Origin of the sequence: Bacillus sp. S14(2024) (genome assembly GCF_050473785.1) — a bacterium.
Taxonomy (GTDB): Bacteria; Bacillota; Bacilli; order Bacillales; family Bacillaceae_G; genus Bacillus_A; species Bacillus_A yunxiaonensis.
The window spans coordinates 1-20531 of record NZ_JBFLUP010000008.1; the positions used below are offsets into that span (position 1 = coordinate 1).

Genomic DNA, 20531 nt, shown 5'->3' on the forward strand with positions numbered 1-20531 from the left:
TGATACTTCCTTTTGAAGCGCTCTTCTTCAAAAGGTTAGTTGACCCAATCGGGCTCTTACAGACGGTTTGGTATTACTTCGCAACTAAGCGCCTTACCGACTGTTAGAGCGGGGTAAAGTGAAGCTTCCATATAAAAAATTAAAAAGGTTTCTCACATGAGGAACCTTTTTAGTTATAAAAACGTAACATATATAGCTATTGAATAATTAATAAAGTTAATATATAATTTCATTACATAAAACCATTAGGAGGTTGCTTGTATGAACATTCGTGTCTTAACAAAAGAAGATGCAAGTATATATTTACAGCTTTGCGTAGAAGGGTTAACTCAAAATCCTGAAGCATTTAGTTCCTCTTATGAAGATGTTATGAAACAAGAAAATCCTGTTGCTGCAATGGCGAAACGATTAGACAATCCTGAAAAATTTACAATAGGTGCTTTTAAAGACGATGAATTAATCGGCATCGCTACACTTGAAATTAAACCATTTATTAAACAAGAGCATAAAGCAAAAATTGGCTCTGTGTATGTTTCTCCGAAGGCACGTGGTCTTGGTGCTGGAAGAGCATTAATTGAAACAATCATTGAAAATGCACCAAGGTTAAATATAGAACAAATCATGCTTGATGTTGTTGTCGGAAATGAACCGGCAAAGAAACTATACGAATCACTCGGTTTCCAAACATATGGCGTAGAAGAACGCGGTTTAAAATATAACGGACAATATTGGGATGAAGAGCATATGGTTTTATTTTTAAATACTTAGTCATAGAAGACCACTAAAAAGCCCCGCACATTGTGCGAGGCTTCTTATTTTTATCCCGTCCAGGCGGGTTTTAATACAAACTCATCTATAAGAGCCCAATTGGCTCAGTTCATTATCATCGTTACCGTAATACAGGCTATAGCTGCATTTCGTTTCTATTTTTTAGGAATCCTTCTTTATGTTCATTATTTAAATTCCCTTTATTAACAAAAAAAGGTGAGATAGAATTTTTCTTATCCGATGCGAGGTGAATACGAAAAATTTTCTCTATCTCACTTACACAATAGAATGGAATTTGCCATTTTGAAAAACAAAATGACAAGACGTTATGTCGCAACATAGGGTATTTTTTGTGCTGCTACATTCCCAATTATAAAAGAAAGATTTGCAAAAGTAGTGCATTTTTTATGGCAATTGTCCTTTTCTTTATAATATGAACAGTGTTTTTTATAAAGTTCATGTAAAATATATAAGGGAAACTTCTAGCAATGAGGACTTAACTTTACCTATCTTCTGTAGAAAAGCGGAAGCGGCTCGCCCGAGGGGACGAAACGACCGGGGATTCTAGCCGCTAGAGCTGGACAACGATTCTCTCTCAATCTTGAAGTGGGACCTACCGCCCGCGAATAGCGGGATAAAGTGAAACTTCCTGTTGGAGCGCTCTTCTCCAACAGGTCAGCCCTCACCAATCGGGCTTTTACGGGCAGTTATCCCCCACCTAGCTTCCTTGTTCCTCTTTGAATCTTGAAGTGAGGGGCTTACTGCCCGTTAATAGCGGGATAAATACTGGAAATTTGAGGTGTACATCGTTATGGCAAAACTATTATTAGTAGATGATGAAGAACGTATGCTGCGCTTATTAGATTTATTTTTAAGTCCGCGCGGGCATTTTTGCATGAAGGCAACTTCAGGACAAGAAGCACTTGAACTCGTTCAACAAAAAGAATTTGATCTTATCTTATTAGACGTGATGATGCCAAAAATGGACGGCTGGGAAACTTGCTTTCAAATTCGGCAAATAAGTAACGTACCCATTATTATGCTAACTGCACGTAATCAAAATTATGACATGGTAAAAGGTCTCACCTTAGGTGCTGATGACTATATTACAAAACCGTTTGATGAGCAAGTATTAATTGCTCGTATTGAAGCTGTACTGCGTCGTACGAAAAAGGAAGGGTTCGTAAGCTTTAACGGAATTGACTGGGATAAAACGAGGCATACCGTGACTGTCTATAATGAAAAGCTCGCTCTTACACCAATTGAATTTTCATTACTTGGACTCTTTTTGCAAAATATAAACCGTGCTTATAGCCGTGATGAACTTATCGAAAAAATATGGGGATTTCAAACAGATATTGAATATCGTACCGTTGATTCTCACATTCGTAATATACGCGAAAAGCTTCGAAAAGTAGGATTCCCTATTGAAGATTATCTAGAAACTGTTTATAAAATCGGTTACAAATGGAAAGGTAACTAATCGTAAAGATAAAGTGAAACTTCCTTTTGGAACGCTCTTCTCCAAAAGATTAGTTGAACCAATCGGGCTCTTACAGTCGGTTTGGTATTACCTCGTAGCTAAGCATCTTACCGACTGTTAGAGCGGGGTAAAGTGAAACTTCCATCGGAATGCCTTTCTCCGATGGTTAGCCCTCACCAATCGGGCATATGCCAGCAGTTTTTCTTCTACCGAATTTCGTTGTTTCTTCAGAACTTTGCGGCGGGAGTCTTACTGCCTGTTAGTACAGGAAAAAGGTTGTGAATCATAATGAATAAACTTTCTATAAAGCTTGGTACATACTTTTTATTATTATCTCTTTGCATTGAATCCGTATTATTTGTATCCTTTCATACAACACTGGCGCAAATGCGTGTAAATGAAGAAACTACATCCTTATTAGCAAAGGGAAATTGGTATCGTGATATTATTGAAAAACGCTATAGCGAACGAGCCGTTGAACGCGCAACGATGATGGAATCTAACTCCCCTTCTCATACGAAACTCGTCATAACAAATGCAGCGGGTAATATTTTATCTTCTTCTGATCCCATTACAGAAGACATGCACAAACAACTTGTAAAAAAGATTACGTATATTCCTAGAGATGGAATGATAACAGAAGATCGCTGGAAAGCGTCAAAATATATTTCAACAGTCAGTCCTATTACAAAATATGGGGTAGTGGTTGGCTATGTCCATATGTTTTTAGCAACTGCTTCTATAAAAGAAATGATTTATCGCTTAACGAAACAGTTCGTTACCGTCGGTGCATTGACAGTGGCTCTCACAACAATTTTAGTGTTTTTATTTTCAAGAGTTATTACAAATCCACTTATCAAAATGAAGCGAGCAACCGAAAAAATGATGAAGCAAAATGAACCGATTACATTAGGTATTAAGAGTAAGGACGAATTAGGAAGTTTAGCAGGAACAATTGAACAGCTTTCTAGTGAGCTAACCTATATGAAAAAGGAACGAAACGAATTTCTCGCAAGTGTCGCACATGAATTATTAACCCCGCTCACATATGTAAAAGGATATACAAAAGTTGCAAAAAGAGAGTCTTTATCGAAAGAAGAACGGGAAGAATATTTACAAATCATTGAAGAAGAAACAGAAAATATTACCGAACTCGTACAAGATTTATTTGAACTTGCACAGCTTGAACAACACCAATTTGCTATAAAAAAGCAGCCCATTTCACTGCTACCATTTGTAGAGCGTATGGTTGAAAAAATAAAACCATCTCTTCAAAAAAAGAAAATGGACATCTCTTTATATTGCCCTGAAGATTTATCTGTCTGCATAGACGAACGCCGCATGGAGCAAGTCATGCTGAATTTACTCCATAATGCACACCAACATTCTCACGAAGATTCTCAAATTACAGTACAAGTATTAAAAAAGGAGCATACTTTTCTTATACATGTGCAAGATGAAGGAGAGGGAATTCCAAGTGAAGACTTACCGCATATTTTTGAGCGCTTCTATCGGGTCGATAAATCCCGAACACGAGCAACTGGTGGAAAAGGTATTGGCTTAGCTGTTGCAAAAGAAATCGTAGAATTACACGGTGGTTCTATACATGTAACAAGTGAAGTTGGAGCTGGAACTGTATTTACGATAGAATTACCAATTCAATAACATTTTTATTATTTTAGTAAATAATTTTCAACCAATAACATTAACCATAAATAGTATATTTTTGAAATTATTATTACTTTAATATAATATGTATATACAACTACCAAAGATTTAGAAGGTGATATGATTGGAAATTCGTGTATTGACAAAAAAGGATGCAGAAATTTATTTAGAACTTCGCGTTGAAGGATTAAAGCAAAACCCAGAAGCCTTCAGCTCCGCTTACGAAGATATTCTTAACAAAGAAGATCCTGTTGAATATAAAGCAGAAGTATTATCTCAAAATGAAAATTATACACTTGGCGCTTTTAAAGATGGCGAATTAATCGGTGCTGCAACTCTGGAAACGAAATCATTTTTAAAGCAGGAACATAAAGCAAAAATCGGTGCTGTTTATGTTTCTCCAAAAGCGCGTGGACTCGGTGCTGGTAGAGCACTTATGCAAGCAGCCATTGAAAAAGCAAAAGAATTAGAAGTAGAACAACTGATGCTTGATGTTGTCGTTGGCAATGAAGGTGCAAAAAAACTCTATGAATCATTAGGCTTTAAAACATTTGGCGTACAAGAACGTTCATTAAAATATAACGATCAATATTGGGACGAAGAGCATATGGTTTTATTTTTACATGAAGAAAACGCATAGAAAAAGGAACTTGCAAGAGTCCCTTTTTCTTTATAATTATAGAAACTTTTTTGTTTTACAAACACTGAACTCAATTTATGAAGTAAAATGAGTTGCTCCTTTTAATATCCCTTCAATTTGTTTATTATAAAACCGAATTTCTGATGGACTAACAGCCGTTTTTACTTGCATTTGTAAATTTTTAAGTTTTTCTTTAGCCTCATCTTCTAAATTTATTTCTAATGAAGCAAGTTTCCCTTCATATTTCTTAATAATATCACTACTCTTTTGAGCTTCTATTACCATTGATTTTTGCACATAACTTTTCAGAAATGTGCTACTCCCAAAACCTGCAATTAAAGCTGTTTGTATGAATAAATAGTGCTCTTTCGTTACATCCATCGGTAGTGTTACTAAAATTGCACTAAATATACCTGCAATAGGCTCTTTAATTGTTCCAAACACATATCGACTTTCAATTCCACTTTGATCTGAGAGTATCATTCGACTTTTAATATAATTCCCATTTACTACAATGTTTACAATTCCTCCAACACAGCCGCAAATAGCTGCAAGGACTATTCTCCAAAATATCTCCCTATAAGCATCCTCCACTAGCCATTCCCTCCCATCTCAATATCTATGCTGCAAGCTTTTCCTCTTCTTTTCCTAACCTATGATTGTTCTTCCACCATTATGTATATGTGGATGTAGCCACTTTTACATAGAGTAGAACTTCCTTCGATAGAGGGATTACGCTCCATTAATATGAGATAAAGAAGTAGACTTGTGAATAAGTTTCATTCAGGAGAAGGATTATATGTAGCCTTCCTAAAAAAAATCGTTAAACTCCTCAGTTAAACCATGCTTTTGCCAACAATTGAACAGCTTCCTCAATTTCTTCCTCAGATAAAATCGCAAAACCAAGCAAGATTGTTTTATTATCAGCGTTCATCTCATCATAGTACATAGAAACCTGATATACCTTAATACTATATACTGCCGCTCGTTCAATAAGTTCTTGTTCTGTCATGCCATTATTTGTGCGTAATAATATATGCAGTCCTGAATCTTGTCCAATTATTTCAACATATTTCGGAAAATGTGTTGAAATTGCTGAAACTAATGTATCTCTTTTCTTTCGATACACAACTCTCATTTTATGAATATGCTTTTCCCAATGTCCACCTTCGAGAAAGCGTTTCACAATTTCTTGATCAATTCGCGATACAGTCTGCGTATAAAAGAAATAGTCTTGTTGATATACTTCAACTAGCGCTTTTGGGAGCACCATATAACTGATACGTAACGATGGTAGCAGCGCTTTCGAAAAAGTACTCATATAAATAACCTTTCCGTTTTTATCCAGTCCCTGGAGAGCTGGAATTGGTTTACCAGAATAGCGAAATTCACTATCATAATCATCTTCTACAATATAACGCCCTTCCTCTTTCTCTGCCCAATGTAAGAGCTGCATTCGCCTTGAAATCGGCATAATCATCCCGCACGGAAATTGATGGGACGGCGTAACAAACACGACATTTGCATCGCTTTCTTCTAAATGCGAAAGTATAATTCCATCTTTATCAAGGGGAAGCAGTTCCACATGCTCTATCCCTTTTTCATACGTAACAATTTTTCGATGGTATCCTGGATTTTCTACCGCAAATGTACTTTCCTTTAACAATTGAAATAGCATTCTTATTAAATATTGTGTTCCTGCTCCAATAATAATTTGACTTGGTGAACAATGGACACCTCGCGATTCGTACAGATATTTTGCAATTTCTTTTCGCAATCCAAGTTCCCCTTGCGGATGCCCAAGCAGTAGTACTTTTTCATTCTCAATCTGCAGCACTTCATTCGTCAATTTACGATATAGGGCAAATGGAAATGACTGAGCATCAACACCTGTATGCGTAAAGTCAAATACATAGTCTCGTTCATCATAAAGCATTTCTTTTACATGTTGCATTTTTTGTTGTACATGCAATACATTTTGCTCCATTTCACATACGAAATATCCTTTACGTGAAATCGCCTCTATGTAACCTTCTGCAACAAGCTGACCATATGCAGCTTCAATTGTATTTTGGCTAATTTGCAAATAGTGAGCTAATTTACGCTTCGATGGTAATTTCGTATGAGGTGGGACATTTCCAGATTTCATTTCCTCTTTTATGTAATTATATAGTTGTACATATAATGGCTCTTTACTATGAATATCAAATTTCGGTGTTAATTCTAACATACAAACTGACCCCTTTATTTTATAAAAAACTGACACTTTTTACAGTATCAGAAGTTATATATAATACTTTCATGCTTATCATTTCTGTTTTAATAAATCAAGAACTTTCATATCAAAGGAGGATACATCATGAAATCACCTCGACATCTCGGTCTGATGATGATTATTAGTGGAGCAACATTATGGGGATTATCTGGTCCTATGATTCAATGGCTATTTAACCATACTGAACTATCATCTACTGATTTTTTAGTCATACGCCTACTATTAGCAGGCATGTTTATTTTATGCTTCTTACTACTTACAAAACAAAATATATTTGGGATTTGGAAGTATCCAAGTCATTGGATTCAACTACTAATTTTTGCGATTGTTGGCATGCTTGGTGCTCAGTATGCATTTATTGAAACAGTGCATATAAGTAATGCTGTAACCGCGACACTATTTCAATTTCTCGGTCCAGTTCTTATTACTATTTATGTTACAATGCAGCATAAAAAACTTCCTTCCTTTATGCAGGTTATAGCAATCGTCGCTGCACTGACAGGTACGTATTTTCTTATTACTAACGGTTCAATTGAAAATATTGTTCTCTCTAAACAAGCGATATTATTTGGTATTTTAACAGCAGTCGGCTTTGCTTTTTACACACTCCATCCCGCTTCTCTTATTAAACAATGGGGAACATCAGTAATTGTCGGTTGGGGGATGTTACTTGGAGGAATTTCTTTATTTCTATATAATCAAGAATTCCATTTCCGTCATGTAGCAAATACATTAACAATGAGCACATTTTCTATGCTTATTCTCGTAATTATAAGTGGAACACTTTCTTTCTTTCTCTATATTGGTAGTCTAAAATATTTATCTGCAACAGAAACAAGTATTTTATCAAGTATTGAACCACTCGTAGCAGCTATTGTTTCAATTATCTGGTTAAATGAATCATTTGGAGCCTATCAATTATTAGGTGGTATTTTCATTATTGTCGCAGTTGTCTTTTTAACAATGCCAGAAAAATCTAGCAACAGAACACATGTAAGAAAAGGGGAAACGCTGTCCGCGTAGCCTCTCTTTTCTTTTACAGGAATTGTTCTTTCTTTTGTCCAATACAATTAAAATACAAATATGCATAGGAGCGTGGCAAAATGAAAAAACTTGGAACCGTGCTACTTCTCTCCTCTCTCATCACTGGCTGTACGATTACAGTAGATTCAAAAAAAATAATGGAAACGACACAACCACAAAATAACATTCCCTCTTTCTTTCACCTCAGCATTCTTAAAGATGTCAATTGGGAGGAAAGTCCATCATTTCAGCATGATAAAATATCTCTAAAAGGTATAGAAAATAAGGTCGCACTTGTAGATACTACTTGGATTGCTAATCAACCAAATAAATATATGTGGTTCTTTCTGGGTCCAAATATCCCCTCTGGAAAGCTAACCGTCATTGCAATAAAACAAGGCTCAACAAAACCAGTTCCTGTCTTTTCTCAAGATAAAGTAACAGGTAATATATGGACGGCACCGCAAGAGATTACAAAAGATATCACGAGTATTCCCTCTAGTATGTCACTCCCTTCTTCTGGTTTATGGCTATTAAATGTATACATCGGAGAAATGTTGTATGGACAGATTGTTGTACATGTAGAAGAAAGTGATAAAGTGAAACTTCCATAAGTGGGGAGTTTTTTCATCCCCACTTATGGTTAGTTGAACCAATCGGGCTTTTACTGGCAGTTATTCCCCCACCTAACTTCTATAGAAAAGCGGAAGCGGCTCGCCCAGAATCACAGGACATTGGAGCTCAAGGCAGAGAGGCGCTTTTTGCCTCGTCCGAGGGAGCGAAACGACCAGAGATTCTAACAACGATCTTCTCTGCATCTTGAGGTGGGGTCTTACTGCCCGCGAATAGCGGGACAGATCATAGCATTTTCCTTACAAAACTGTAATTCTCACGTCATCTAATTCAATGGTTCCATCTCTTCCTCCCATTTATACTAAGAGTAAGAAATAAAACCAAAAACAAGGAGAGATAAGAGATGAAAAAAATAATGGAAGTTGTAGTAGCGGTAGTCTTAGTTTTAGTGAATGGTAAAACTATTGCAATGGAGTTAAACAAATAATGAATATCACTCATACAATCAAATAAAAAGAGATAAGGTTTCATTGTTTCGATCCCTTATCTCTTTTTTCGAAAAGCCAGCATACGTTATAAAACTTCTTTTTAGGATGTTAAATAATAGTAAAATGCATCTGCATCTGTTTGTATCCAAGGTGAAAAGTGAAGTTCTTGCACTCGGTCTGGCTGTTGTTTTCCAATTTCCTCTGTAAGCTGCTCTGTATCCTTATCCGTCACATCTATCCCAAGTTCTTTTGCCACTTGCAAAGCCTTTTGATCATTAATTTCTTGTAACACTTGATAAATATCTTTTCCGTACAAATCAATATGAAGGTTTTTTGCTTCTGTTTGAATTTTCGTTTCATATATTTCTTTCGCTAACGCTTCCATACTTTTTCCCTTTTCCGAAATACCAAGTTGCTTTGCTTCGTTTTTTACTTTTGTGCCATAAAGCTCTTCAGCTATCGCACCAGTCTCTTTCCCTTCTGTAGAAACTCCTAATTTTTCTGCTTCACTTTTTATTTTAATTTTATTAATTTCCGCTATTAAATCTACAATTGCTTTTCCCCCTACTGGTATTCCAAGTTTTTCTGCTTCTTTTTTGACCTTCGCTTCATATATTTCTTCAGAAAGTGTTCCAGCATCTTTTCCTTCTGTAGAAATTCCCAGCTGATTTGCTTCTTTTTCTACTTCCGTTTCATGAATTTCCTTCTCAAGTGTAAGTAGCTCTTTTCCTTCTGTGGAAATTCCTAAATTCTGTGCTTTATCTTCTGTATATGCAGCATGTACAGTCTCACCATTTACTTGTGCACTACTAGGTTGAGATAATTTCCCTTGATTTGCTTCCTTATTTGAACAAGCAGAAGCTCCACCCATTACACTGAGACTTAATACTCCAACAACCAGTAAACCAAACGTCTTTTTTCTAACCACCTTTCACTTCCTCCCTTCATCATGACTGTTCCTTAAGCCGTTATGTCTTTTTGACGCCTTACTCTCCATCTTGCTCGCAACATGACAAAAGATATACATAGTCCAGTTCCAGTTAAAATAAGCATAATAATCGCACCAATTAGTCCAATTACTCCTGTATGCAGTTCCTTAACTAATTTTGATAGAGAATTGAATCCCCCATTATTTCTATCTTGAAAAAATTGTCCATTTGTCGCTGCATCTCTTTGATTAAAATTGGAATTCCCAGCTTGCATTCCTTGTCCATTTTGTCCATTCCCTATAGCACCATTTCCACCAAATCCTCGTTCTTTAAAATTAGCAGCTCCTCCTATTCTTTCACCGTGGCCTTTTTCATTAAAATACATATATATCCCTGTTACAGATTGAATAAAAATAAATACCGAAGCAATTAACCCAATCCAAAAATGGAGTTTTCTCATTCTTTTCATTTTCCACTCTTCACTCTCCTTTTTCATCATTTCTCATTTGTAATTCGTCATTATGTCTATATTTATTATGAAAAGGATTCCTTAACTTTTCCTTAAAAAAGACAGTCTTGTATAAAACTAACAGGTAAGGATATAATCTATTTCCAATAAATAAATTGGTAATTTATGTTATGATATTATAAAAGTTTCGGAGGGGAAAATGATGAAAGGAAATAAAAAGGAAATACAAGTAAACGACAAAACGATTCGTTATACACATATAGAAATGGGTTCCAAAACGATTTGCTTTATGTTTTCAGGTTCAGGTTACAATTACGACAAACCCTTGTTTTATTATTCGACGATGGTAATGCGCCAAAACAACATCGATATTGTCCATATCCATTACTCCTATGATGAGCAAACAATGAAAAAAACGATTGAAGAACTAACCAAAATAATGATGGATGACATTAATCCTGTGATTTTAGATGTTTTTAAAAATGGGCAATACAACAATTCAATTTTTTTAGGAAAATCACTCGGAACAATTCCAATTGCGAATGACTTAATGAAGAGAGATGAATTCTTAAAGTCAAAAATGATTTTACTTACTCCACTGTTACAGTCTGATTCAATTTTTGATTCCATCTTGAATAGTGAACATCAAGGGCTTTTAGTTATCGGGGATAAAGATCATCATTACAATTCAAATCAAATTGACCAATTAAGTAAATCAAATTTAAAGATTGATGTTGTCCAAAATGCAAACCATTCCTTAGATGTTGAAGAATTTGAAACAACAAATTCAATTTTAGCTTTATCAAGGGTAATAGAAAAACTCCAAGAAATCGTTAGGACAAATTAGGGATAAACTGCTATCAAAAGTTCACCAATTTGGGTGCTAATTTCATTGCTAAAGTAAATGCAAAAGAGGTGCGAATTGCACCTCTTTTTAAATGGTTATTTTTCTTCAAATCCGAACTCATCAGTATAAAGTGAAACTTTAATCAGTGGGGATTTTCTCCATCCCCCACTGATTATTAGTTGAACCAATCGGGCTTTTACGGGCAGTTTATCTCCCACCTAACTTCTTTGCTTTCGCCGAGTTTTGAGGTGGGAGTATTACTGCCCGCGAATAGCGGGATAAAACAAGATTGTCTTTGTAATTACCTATTTTTCTTTCTTATAAATATTTCGTACTTTGGATTCTTTGGAAATATAATTTCAAAACAAGTACCTTCTCCAACTTTGCTATGCACTTTTATTTTTCCAGAATGCTTTTCAACTATCCAGCTTGCGATAGAAAGGCCTAATCCAGCTCCGTTTGATGCTGCTCTTGATTTATCAACTTGATAAAAACGGTCAAAAATTTTTGAGATGTCTTCTTCAGCGATACCAACACCATCATCTTTCACTTGAATTACAATCCCATTTGTTGTTTCAGAGCAAGATACCTCAATATTTCCACCTGCATTTGTATACTTCATCGCATTATCTAATAAAATTACAATTAATTGATGAATACGCTCTTTATCTCCCATAAACAAAATAGAAGGAACTACATCTAACGTGATTGTTTTTTCTTCATATAAAGCAATTTCCGAATAAGGATTTACAATTTCACTTAGCAATTTATCTAATGCAAAAGTTTTCTTGTCCATTTCAATTTGATCTGAATCAGAACGTGCTAATGTCAGCAGACTTGCAACTAGCTTGGATAAGCGTCGGCATTCCTTTGATATAATTGAAATATCCATCGCCTTGTCTTCTATTGTTGCGGTAGGTGATTGAAACAATACGTCTGCTTTAGATTGAATTACTGCTAAAGGTGTTCGTAACTCATGTGAAGCATCTGAAACAAACTGCTGTTGTTTATGCCAAGCATTCGTAATTGGTATAAGCGCCTTGCCAGCTAAGAAAAATCCAATTCCTACCGCACATATACTTGCTATACTGCATCCAATTACTAGAATAAGCAGAAGTGTATGCAGCATTTCCTTTTCAGCGTTTATTTCTCGTAACACTTGAAACGTAATTTTTCCTGAATCAATATCTCCTTGAACTGCAATCATCCGAAAATTTACGCCTTCTACTTCTATATCCTGCCGTTCTCCAAATGTTTTAGGAAATAATTTAGATTGATTTCTCTCAAAAAAGCTTGGATCTATAAATCGTGGTTCCATCCCTGCCAGTTGATTCTTTGCATCCCATTGTAAAACGATAGTCCGGGAATCACCAATATGCACGTCTTTGTTAAAATCAAACTGACCTGGAATAGAATTGGCTCCTTGTTCTAGTTTCTTAATGGACCTATCCATTGAATCATCTATTCCTTCATATAGCCGTTTATGTGTATATGAATAAATAACATTTCCTAACATACCAATGAATATGATGAATACTAATGAGTTCAAAATCGTAAGTTGAATGCGCGTTTTTTGAAACATACTCTGTTTTCTCATTGTTCTTTTAATATATATCCAATCCCACGAACAGTTTGTATATCTTTATGATATCCAAATGGTTCTAATTTTTTTCGCAGATGATGCACATATACCTCCACGATGGCTACTGTTGTATCAGAATCGAATCCCCATACTCTATCAAAAATTTGTTCGCGCATTAAAATCTTCCCGCTATTTTGAATTAGATACTCTAATAGCTCATATTGCTTTAACGTTAATTTTATAGGTACCTCATCCACTTGAATATCTTTCTCTTTTCCAAACAACTCAATGCCACGATACTGAATCGTTTGATTAGTTGTTAGGCTCCCGCTCCTTCTTAATAAAGCGCGAATTCTTGCCTGAAGTTCTGGTGCCTGAAATGGTTTCACTAAATAATCATCTCCGCCAAAGTCCAATCCTTTTACTCGATCTTCTAAAGAGTCTTTTGCAGTAAGGAATAAAACTGGCGTTTGAATCTTTTCACTTCGAATCCGCTGAATTACTTCAAATCCATCCATCTCTGGAAGCATCACATCTAGAAGAATTGCATCATAAATATTTTGCAATGCTAGAAATAATCCTTCTTCACCACTTTTTGCTGTATCTACTTCAAATTCATTTCGTAAAATTTGTGTAATTGACTCCAATAATGGAGGATGATCTTCCACAACTAATAAACGCATCTCACTTCTTCACCCCTTATTTTTTCTTCGATATATTCACAAACAATAAGACTTTCACATCATCATTCTAAAAAACAAAGAAGATAGGTGGACAATGAATGTTCGTAAAGGTCCGATTGATGATGCTAATCAGTAGGAATGAAAAATCTCTACTTTATCCCGCATTAACGAGTAGTAACACCCCTAGATTATGAGGAACCACAAGAGAAATTTACTTATAAGACTATCATAGAGTAACTCCTCCGCTGATGGAAGTTCCACTTTCTACTAGCAAAAGAAAGCGGCCGCAATATGCGATCGCTTTCTTTTCTAGGCAAAAATGCCGTCAATAACATGTTCTATTCATATCGAAGTGCTTGAATAGGATGCAGCTTTGATGCTTTATTGGCTGGAAACACCCCAAATCCAACTCCTACTAATAAGGAGAATAAAAATGCTAGCAATGTAATAGGAAGAGAATAAGCAACCGTCATACCCGTTGCCGCGGAAAGAACCTTTGCAACCAATAGCCCTATTCCCATTCCGATTAATCCTCCAAGCGAACTTAGTACCACTGATTCAATGAGAAATTGTAATAAAATATCTCTTCTTTTCGCACCAATTGCTTTACGAATGCCAATTTCTTTCGTTCGTTCTGAGACAGATACAAGCATAATATTCATAATTCCGATTCCGCCAACTAATAAAGAAATACAAGCAATTCCTCCGAGCATCATCGTCATTGTACCTGTTACCGAACTCATCGTATCTACTAAATCTTTTTGACTAAATACGCTGTAGTTATCTTGCTTATTTGGGAACATTACAGCTAATTTATTTTGAATTTGTGCCATGACAGTATCTATTTTTCCCTCGCTACTCACTTGCACATACAACGTTTGTATACTTGTATTCTTCACAACTCGCTGCGCTGTACTTAGCGGCATAATAATAACATCGTCACCGCTTTGTCCCATAGAACCACCTTTTGAAGCAAGTACACCTACTATTTTAAAAGACGCACCATTTACTTGTACATATTTTCCAATTGGGTTTTCAAATCCAAATAGATTTTGTGCTGTATTCGCACCAAGTACAATAACTTTTTGTCTATATTCTACATCCATATCTGATAAAAAACGACCTTCATTTACTTTCATATCGCGAACTTGCTCATAAGAACTATTTGTTCCAGTAAGTGATACTTGTGTTGAAACTTTCCCATTTTTTACAGTAACTCGTCCTGAAACAACAGGGGACATGTTTTTTACCCCATCAATCTTTTGAAACTTTGCAACATCTTCTTCAGTAAGTTTTATCGTGTCAGATCCCATCATGTTTACTGTTAACAAATTCGTTCCTAAGCTATTAATTTGATTTGTTACAGCTTGACTTGAGCCTTGACCAATCGAGACAAGTACAATAACAGACGCAACACCAATAATAATGCCTAGCATCGTTAAAAATGCTCGTAACTTATTGCCTTTGATACTGCGCATTGCCATTTTGACGGATTGTATCAGTCCCAATGTACTCACCTCTACTTTCAAACAATTGCCCATCTTGTATACGAACAATCCGGCTTGCTTGTTTTGCTACTTCTAAATCGTGCGTAATTAAAATAATTGTATGTCCTTGCATATGAAGCTCTTTCATGACCTCAATAATCTCTTCACTTGTTTTGCTATCTAATGCCCCTGTCGGTTCATCCGCTAATAAGATTGGCGGGTTTCCAGCTAAAGCGCGTGCGATCGCAACGCGCTGCTGCTGTCCACCTGACAATTGACTCGGCAAATGATGAGCCCTCTCTTGTAAACCCACTTTCTCTAAACAGCTATACGCCATATTTGTTCTTTCCTTTTGACTCATCCCTCGATATAAAAGGGGCAATTCAATATTTTCAAGCGCAGTTAGTTTTGTAAGCAAATTAAAGTTTTGAAAAATGAATCCGATTTTTTCATTTCGAATCGTGGCTAGTTGATTATCATTCATCTTATCTACTGCATCTCCATCCAATAGATACTGTCCATCATCTGGACGATCTAAACAACCAACCATATTCATAAACGTAGACTTTCCTGATCCAGAAGGACCGATAATGGAGAGAAAATCACCTTCATAGATTGTAAGAGAAACATTATCGAGCGCACGTACAATTTCGCCGCCCATCTCATATGATTTAGCCATATTATGAATCTCAATAATTGGTTTCATTCTCACCCTCTCCCTCCAGCTCTATTTCTATTCATACCTCCGCCGCCGTAGCCGCCACCGTAGCCGCCTCCCATGCCTCCGCCTGGTGACATCATAAAGCCTCTTTGTTTATTATTGTTATTATTTGCTGCATTTCCTTGTGCAGCCATAGGTAATTGAACATGATCCCCTTCTTGCAATCCTTCCGTAATTTCTACGTAATCTTCATTATGAATACCTGTTTTAACAAGTTTTCGTTCCATATTTGCCTGTCCATTAGAATTTGTCTTACCCTTAGAACTTACTTGTCCATTAGAACTTGTCTGTCCATTAGAAGAAGCTGTTGAAGATTGAACGAGAACAAACTTTTGATCTCCTCTTGTATGAACTGCTTCTACTGGAACATATAGAACATTATCTTTACTATCAGTCAAAATGCTAGCTTCTGTTGTCATTCCAATTTTCAAATCTTTTGGATTATCAATATGAATTGTTACATTGAATGTAGATACACCATTAGAAACTGTTCCTTCCTTTGCTACATCTGTTACCTTTCCTGTATAGGTTGTATCTGGAAATGAATTTACTTTTACCGTTACACTTTGTCCAACCTGCACTTTTGGAATATCTAATTCATCAACTTGAGTAACTGTTTCTAAATCACTATAGTTTGTAATATGAGCAACAGCCTTCCCACTCGTTACACGATCTCCAGCTTGCACTGATATAGATGTAATTGTTCCATCAGCTGGTGCTACAATTGAATCACTTCCATCTGTAAATGTAATTAACTCCTGACCCTTTTTTACTACATCATTTGCTGAAACTAATACGGAATCGACTACTTTATTTGCGTCTGCTGTAATATCTTCATTTGTCACAGATTGAGTAGAACCAGAACCTGTTACTTTCACATCTAGTTTCCCTTTTTGAACTGCCACACTTACTGCTTGATTCATCACTGGTTGCGACTTATTCTTCAATACATACCAAGCCCCTGCACCAAATACAATGATAAGAACCCCTAAAATACTAATCCATTTTTTCACAGTCCTATCTCCTTTTCTATGGTTCATTAAATAAGACTTATTATCGAATCTATTCCTTAAAATTCCCTTAACAAAAATAAAAAGACTAGCGTCTATTTAGATGCTAGTCTTTTAAACATATCTCATGTACTATAATCAATTTACTTTTTCATTTCTATCTATTCATTCCGTAAAACAACATTTTTCATACAATCTTCTTAAAGCAACTTAACTTACGGAATGTTTTCTTATTTACGCTACTTCGATATCCGCTGCAAATCCTGTTTGCTCATTGAATTGTAAGTCAATACGCAAACTTTCTGGAATAAAGTTGTGATATTCCCTTAGATAAAATGCAATTGCATCAATTAACTCCTGCTCACCAAGCTCTACAGTTCGGTACGGTAAACGAGCATTGGCGCCAAATCCTCTATTCGGATGAAACTGCAAATCAACATCAATTTGTTCCGGACGATACGCGTGGATAGAAGCCGCATGTACACAAACCGCATCAACTACATCTTGTTCAATAAAGAAAATCTTCATCGTTCTCTCTCCTTCTTAACGTCTTGCGAAAATACGTCGCAGAATCCAAACAATTGCTAAAATGATGACAATATCTATTAATAAACCACTAGAGAAAAAGCTGCCGCCTACTCCACCAACTCCATGATTTCCAAATGGATGTAGCATACTACCTAGTAAAGCTCCTGCTCCAAATGATGCTGCATGACCCCAAAAGCTAGATTTTTTAGGAGCTGGCTGTGGCTGTGATGTATGTTGATCTACAGAAGCTGGTTTCTTCGATTGCACATTTGATGACGAAGATTTATAGCCAGAATGATATGTCCCATCTGAAGAACGATAGCTACCAGAAGTCGATCCTTTCGTGCTAAATCCACTACTACTAGAATGAGATGAAACTGACGATTTGCCGCCACTAAAGGTTTTTGCCTGTGCAAATGTTGGTAAGGCAAACAACGTGAAAGCTAACATTAGCGTAAAAATTTTCTTACTTATATTCATCTGAATCCCTCTTTTAATCAAAATGAAGTGTAGCAATAGTATAAGCAACTTTTCTATTTCTTGCACGTATTTTGTACAAGGGATAACTACAGCTGAAATACCTTGCTAACACTATGCTTTTTAAGATAAAACAACAAAAATCAGAACAGTTCTTCTGTATTTCCCGCTATGATTGTAATAAAAGAAAGAGGACGTTCCCAATTGATGAACGTCTCTTTCTCCATATGCACAGCATATATTTTTAGCATATGAAATCACCCAACTTCCTTAACTTGTCCCTGCTTGGCATAACAATAACGAGCAGATGTCCCTTCCCAATGTGTATAAGCTGGCAAAGTTTCTCCTTTCATGACAAGCGAAAGATTTCCAAGCGATGATCCTTGATTCATAACTGTATCATACAAAACAACAGAACCATTTCCGATTGAACAATTATCACCAATAACAAGATTGGACATTTTCATCACACGATCCTCAAATAAATGAGTCTGCAATGTACTGTTCAAGTTAATAGCAGCCCCATTTCCAATATGAACCAAATCAAATTCTGATATGTGTGTAGAATCCAGGAAGACTCTTTCTCCTACTTTCACACCAAACCAACCAAGGATATAGCGAGCAAATGGTGTCCCAAGAAATAGATTTAACAAGTAAGGGACAGTCACATTTTCGTATAAAGCTGTCACTAATTCACTGCGCCATACAAATGTGCTCCATAATGGCTTCGCTGTCTGCTCATAACTGCCAATGAGCAACTTTTTAATAATAACAACTGCTCCTGATGCTAGCAAACCCGATCCTATAGCCAACAATGGAAACAACGCAATGATCTCGAAGGCAGAAAAATAGCGAGTTTCCTCCCAGAGACTAAACACTAACAAGCCACTAATCCAAATCGCAAAAGCACCAGGCAGCGTAACGCGACAAAATTCAATCATAAGTCGTTTTATATAAAGACTTCTTGTTGGATGATATGTTTCCTCTTCCGAAAAAGAAGTATTAATGTCTCGGTTTGGTAAAAATATAGATGGTGAACCTAACCATGATGTATCATCCGAAATCTCTTTTTCTTCAGGAGGAATAGACATGACTCCAATTAAACAACCATTTCCGATTGTTTTTCCTCCTTCAATATGAGCGCTGTTTCCAATAAACGTACGGCTTCCAATCTTTGTTTTCGCAATATGAATTTGATTATGAAATACTTTTGGTGTACCAATAGAAACAGCATCAGCAATAAAGCTGCCTTCACCCGCGATTAGTAAATCCGGAGCAATATTCGTAACTGTAGAAACTTCAACCATTTTCCCCATTTTCGCACCGAGTAGACGTAAAAATGGTGCTGCATAAATTGTTGCATACAGCGAATTGTTGAATACTAAACTCATCATAAGCAGCTTATCTACAAACCATTTTCGTACATAAAATGTACTATAGAGCGAATATTGTCCTTCTTTTACTCGGCCTAGTATAACTCGTTTTAGCAATACGATTACAAAACTTAACGTAACTACACCAATAAGCGAAAATATAGGTGCTAGAAGCAATTCCCAAGCTCCCGTATACGGAAATAAGCCTCGTATTATAAAAATAGCTGGTAAAAAGCTCATACTTGGAACGAGCATAAGCATAATGACGCCCATTACATACAATACCCCAAGCCCAAAACGGTGAAATCTGCTGTGGCTTTCTGTAACAGCCGCCATTGCCTCTACATGCTCATCTTTTACATTTGTTTGTCTTGCAGGAGAGCCGCTCCAACGCTCATTGAATGGTATGACCATATTAGAAGGAAGCATCGATTGCTCTCCTAATTGCGAGTGATCTTGGACAGTTGTATTAGGTGAAATAACAGCATTTGATCCAATATAACAGTTGCTTCCCACTGAAATTTTACCGATTTTCAGCATATTCCCTTCAACTGTGTAACCAAGCAGTTGGGCGTCTAATCCAATACTGCTTTCATTTCCGATTTCAATTAAGTCAAACGAATGCAAGTGCTGCGTGCCAATATAACAATCTTTTCCGATTTTTGCTCCCATCAGACGATAATACCAATTTAAAAATGGTGTTCCTGTTAAGAAGCTAACCGGTGCAAGTGCTTGAATTCGGCGCACAAGCCACCAACGAAAATAATAACTTCCCCAAAGTGGATACTCTCCCTCTTTAAAACGACCAATTAAGAGCCACTTTGCCGCAATAGAAATAATAATCATAGCCGGGCAATAAATAGCAAACATAGAAACTGCAGCTAAGAAAATTTGCTCATCTCCCCACGGACTATTAGATAAATGTAAATACACAAGTACAAATGGCAAAGATGCTAGCAGTGTAAGAGCGTATATACTGATTCCTGCATAAACCCATTTCTCTTATATACACCGTCTGATACAGGCGGTAATTCTTTACGAACTGGTTGCTTTATTTCAGTTCTAAGATTGTGATTGTATAAAGTCAGCAAGCTGTTCAATCGTTGGATGTGCATACACATCTGAAACAGCCATGCCTGTCATCATACTATGTTCCCGAAGTTTTGATACAACAAGTGCAGCAAATAAGGAATGTCCGCCCAAGTCATCAAAGAAATGCTCTGTAACAGAAATCATCTCTTGCTGGAAAACTTCTTGCCATGCCTTTGCGATTATTTCTTCTGTTTCGTTTTTAGGCGCTGTATATTTCTTTATTGAAACGATGCTGCCCTGTCGGTGCCGGTAAACTCTTACGATCAACCTTCCCGCTTAGAAGAGTCGGAAGCTCATCAAGTACCTCAATGTAAGAAGGTACCATATATGCTGGAAGACGTTCTTTAAGACGATTGTGTATAACCGATATATCCAACGTTTTTTCTTCATCCAATACAATATAAGCAACTAATAC

General features: G+C 36.3%; 21 protein-coding genes. 7 read left to right on the plus strand and 14 right to left on the minus strand.

Annotated features, from left to right (window positions below):
• Window positions 1–261: 261 nt before the first annotated feature.
• From AB1279_RS24235 to AB1279_RS24250, 4 genes are all read left to right on the plus strand, one after another.
• On the plus strand, window positions 262–768 hold the full coding sequence (locus tag AB1279_RS24235) for an N-acetyltransferase family protein (RefSeq protein WP_429752359.1): 507 nt from the start codon (window positions 262–264) through the stop codon (window positions 766–768).
• Window positions 769–1579: 811 nt separating this feature from the next.
• Window positions 1580–2251, plus strand: coding sequence for a response regulator transcription factor (locus AB1279_RS24240; protein WP_429760831.1), 672 nt, complete (start codon window positions 1580–1582; stop codon window positions 2249–2251).
• Between the two features lie 288 nt (window positions 2252–2539).
• Window positions 2540–3916 (plus strand): ATP-binding protein, encoded by a 1377-nt coding sequence (locus AB1279_RS24245; RefSeq protein ID WP_429760832.1) that lies wholly within the window; start codon window positions 2540–2542, stop codon window positions 3914–3916.
• Window positions 3917–4043: 127 nt separating this feature from the next.
• Window positions 4044–4559, plus strand: a complete 516-nt coding sequence (locus AB1279_RS24250; protein ID WP_429752365.1) for an N-acetyltransferase family protein — start codon at window positions 4044–4046, stop codon at window positions 4557–4559.
• A 75-nt stretch (window positions 4560–4634) separates the two neighbouring features.
• Here AB1279_RS24250 and AB1279_RS24255 read toward each other — a convergent pair whose 3' ends face one another.
• Entirely contained in the window at window positions 4635–5153 is a 519-nt protein-coding gene (locus AB1279_RS24255) for a hypothetical protein (protein ID WP_429760833.1), read from the minus strand.
• A 238-nt stretch (window positions 5154–5391) separates the two neighbouring features.
• Window positions 5392–6789, minus strand: coding sequence for a PLP-dependent aminotransferase family protein (locus AB1279_RS24260; protein WP_429760834.1), 1398 nt, complete (start codon window positions 6787–6789; stop codon window positions 5392–5394).
• Window positions 6790–6918: 129 nt separating this feature from the next.
• Between AB1279_RS24260 and AB1279_RS24265 the strand changes: the two genes are divergently transcribed.
• A complete protein-coding gene (locus AB1279_RS24265) occupies window positions 6919–7857 on the plus strand; it encodes a DMT family transporter (protein WP_429760836.1) in 939 nt (312 codons plus the stop codon).
• Window positions 7858–7937: 80 nt separating this feature from the next.
• Window positions 7938–8471, plus strand: a complete 534-nt coding sequence (locus AB1279_RS24270; protein WP_429760837.1) for a DUF4871 domain-containing protein — start codon at window positions 7938–7940, stop codon at window positions 8469–8471.
• 547 nt (window positions 8472–9018) lie between these two features.
• On the opposite strand, the gene AB1279_RS24275 is transcribed toward AB1279_RS24270, so the two are convergent.
• Together AB1279_RS24275 and AB1279_RS24280 are read right to left on the minus strand one after the other, a co-directional pair.
• Complete coding sequence (locus AB1279_RS24275; RefSeq protein WP_429761526.1) at window positions 9019–9789, minus strand: transporter; 771 nt, start codon at window positions 9787–9789, stop codon at window positions 9019–9021.
• Window positions 9790–9878: 89 nt separating this feature from the next.
• The gene (locus AB1279_RS24280) at window positions 9879–10316 is read right to left on the minus strand and encodes a hypothetical protein (RefSeq protein ID WP_429760838.1); all 438 of its coding nucleotides are present in this window, start codon (window positions 10314–10316) and stop codon (window positions 9879–9881) included.
• Window positions 10317–10518: 202 nt separating this feature from the next.
• Here AB1279_RS24280 and AB1279_RS24285 point away from each other — a divergent pair, with 202 nt between their 5' ends.
• The gene (locus tag AB1279_RS24285) at window positions 10519–11163 is read left to right on the plus strand and encodes an alpha/beta family hydrolase (protein WP_429761577.1); all 645 of its coding nucleotides are present in this window, start codon (window positions 10519–10521) and stop codon (window positions 11161–11163) included.
• A 301-nt stretch (window positions 11164–11464) separates the two neighbouring features.
• Here AB1279_RS24285 and AB1279_RS24290 read toward each other — a convergent pair whose 3' ends face one another.
• From AB1279_RS24290 to AB1279_RS24335, 10 genes are all read right to left on the minus strand, one after another.
• Window positions 11465–12760 carry a sensor histidine kinase gene (locus AB1279_RS24290; protein WP_429760839.1) on the minus strand — a complete coding sequence of 432 codons (1296 nt, stop codon included), beginning with the start codon at window positions 12758–12760 and terminating at the stop codon, window positions 11465–11467.
• Entirely contained in the window at window positions 12757–13428 is a 672-nt protein-coding gene (locus tag AB1279_RS24295) for a response regulator transcription factor (RefSeq protein WP_429760840.1), read from the minus strand. The genes AB1279_RS24290 and AB1279_RS24295 overlap by 4 nt, the downstream gene beginning before the upstream one ends.
• A gap of 338 nt (window positions 13429–13766) precedes the next feature.
• Complete coding sequence (locus AB1279_RS24300) at window positions 13767–14936, minus strand: ABC transporter permease (protein ID WP_429760841.1); 1170 nt, start codon at window positions 14934–14936, stop codon at window positions 13767–13769.
• On the minus strand, window positions 14884–15621 hold the full coding sequence (locus AB1279_RS24305) for an ABC transporter ATP-binding protein (protein ID WP_429752385.1): 738 nt from the start codon (window positions 15619–15621) through the stop codon (window positions 14884–14886). Before AB1279_RS24305 ends, AB1279_RS24300 begins: the two co-directional genes overlap by 53 nt.
• 2 nt (window positions 15622–15623) lie before the next feature.
• Window positions 15624–16649 (minus strand): efflux RND transporter periplasmic adaptor subunit, encoded by a 1026-nt coding sequence (locus tag AB1279_RS24310; RefSeq protein ID WP_429760843.1) that lies wholly within the window; start codon window positions 16647–16649, stop codon window positions 15624–15626.
• Between the two features lie 231 nt (window positions 16650–16880).
• Window positions 16881–17174 carry a DUF2653 family protein gene (locus AB1279_RS24315; protein ID WP_429760845.1) on the minus strand — a complete coding sequence of 98 codons (294 nt, stop codon included), beginning with the start codon at window positions 17172–17174 and terminating at the stop codon, window positions 16881–16883.
• A 15-nt stretch (window positions 17175–17189) separates the two neighbouring features.
• Complete coding sequence (locus AB1279_RS24320; protein ID WP_429760847.1) at window positions 17190–17654, minus strand: hypothetical protein; 465 nt, start codon at window positions 17652–17654, stop codon at window positions 17190–17192.
• Window positions 17655–17908: 254 nt separating this feature from the next.
• The gene (locus AB1279_RS24325; RefSeq protein ID WP_429761579.1) at window positions 17909–20005 is read right to left on the minus strand and encodes a Pls/PosA family non-ribosomal peptide synthetase; all 2097 of its coding nucleotides are present in this window, start codon (window positions 20003–20005) and stop codon (window positions 17909–17911) included.
• Window positions 20006–20086: 81 nt separating this feature from the next.
• The gene (locus AB1279_RS24330) at window positions 20087–20383 is read right to left on the minus strand and encodes a phosphopantetheine-binding protein (protein ID WP_429761573.1); all 297 of its coding nucleotides are present in this window, start codon (window positions 20381–20383) and stop codon (window positions 20087–20089) included.
• Window positions 20316–20531: AMP-binding enzyme (locus AB1279_RS24335; RefSeq protein WP_429761575.1), on the minus strand; the 216-nt coding region annotated here is incomplete at its 5' end. The genes AB1279_RS24335 and AB1279_RS24330, both read right to left, overlap by 68 nt.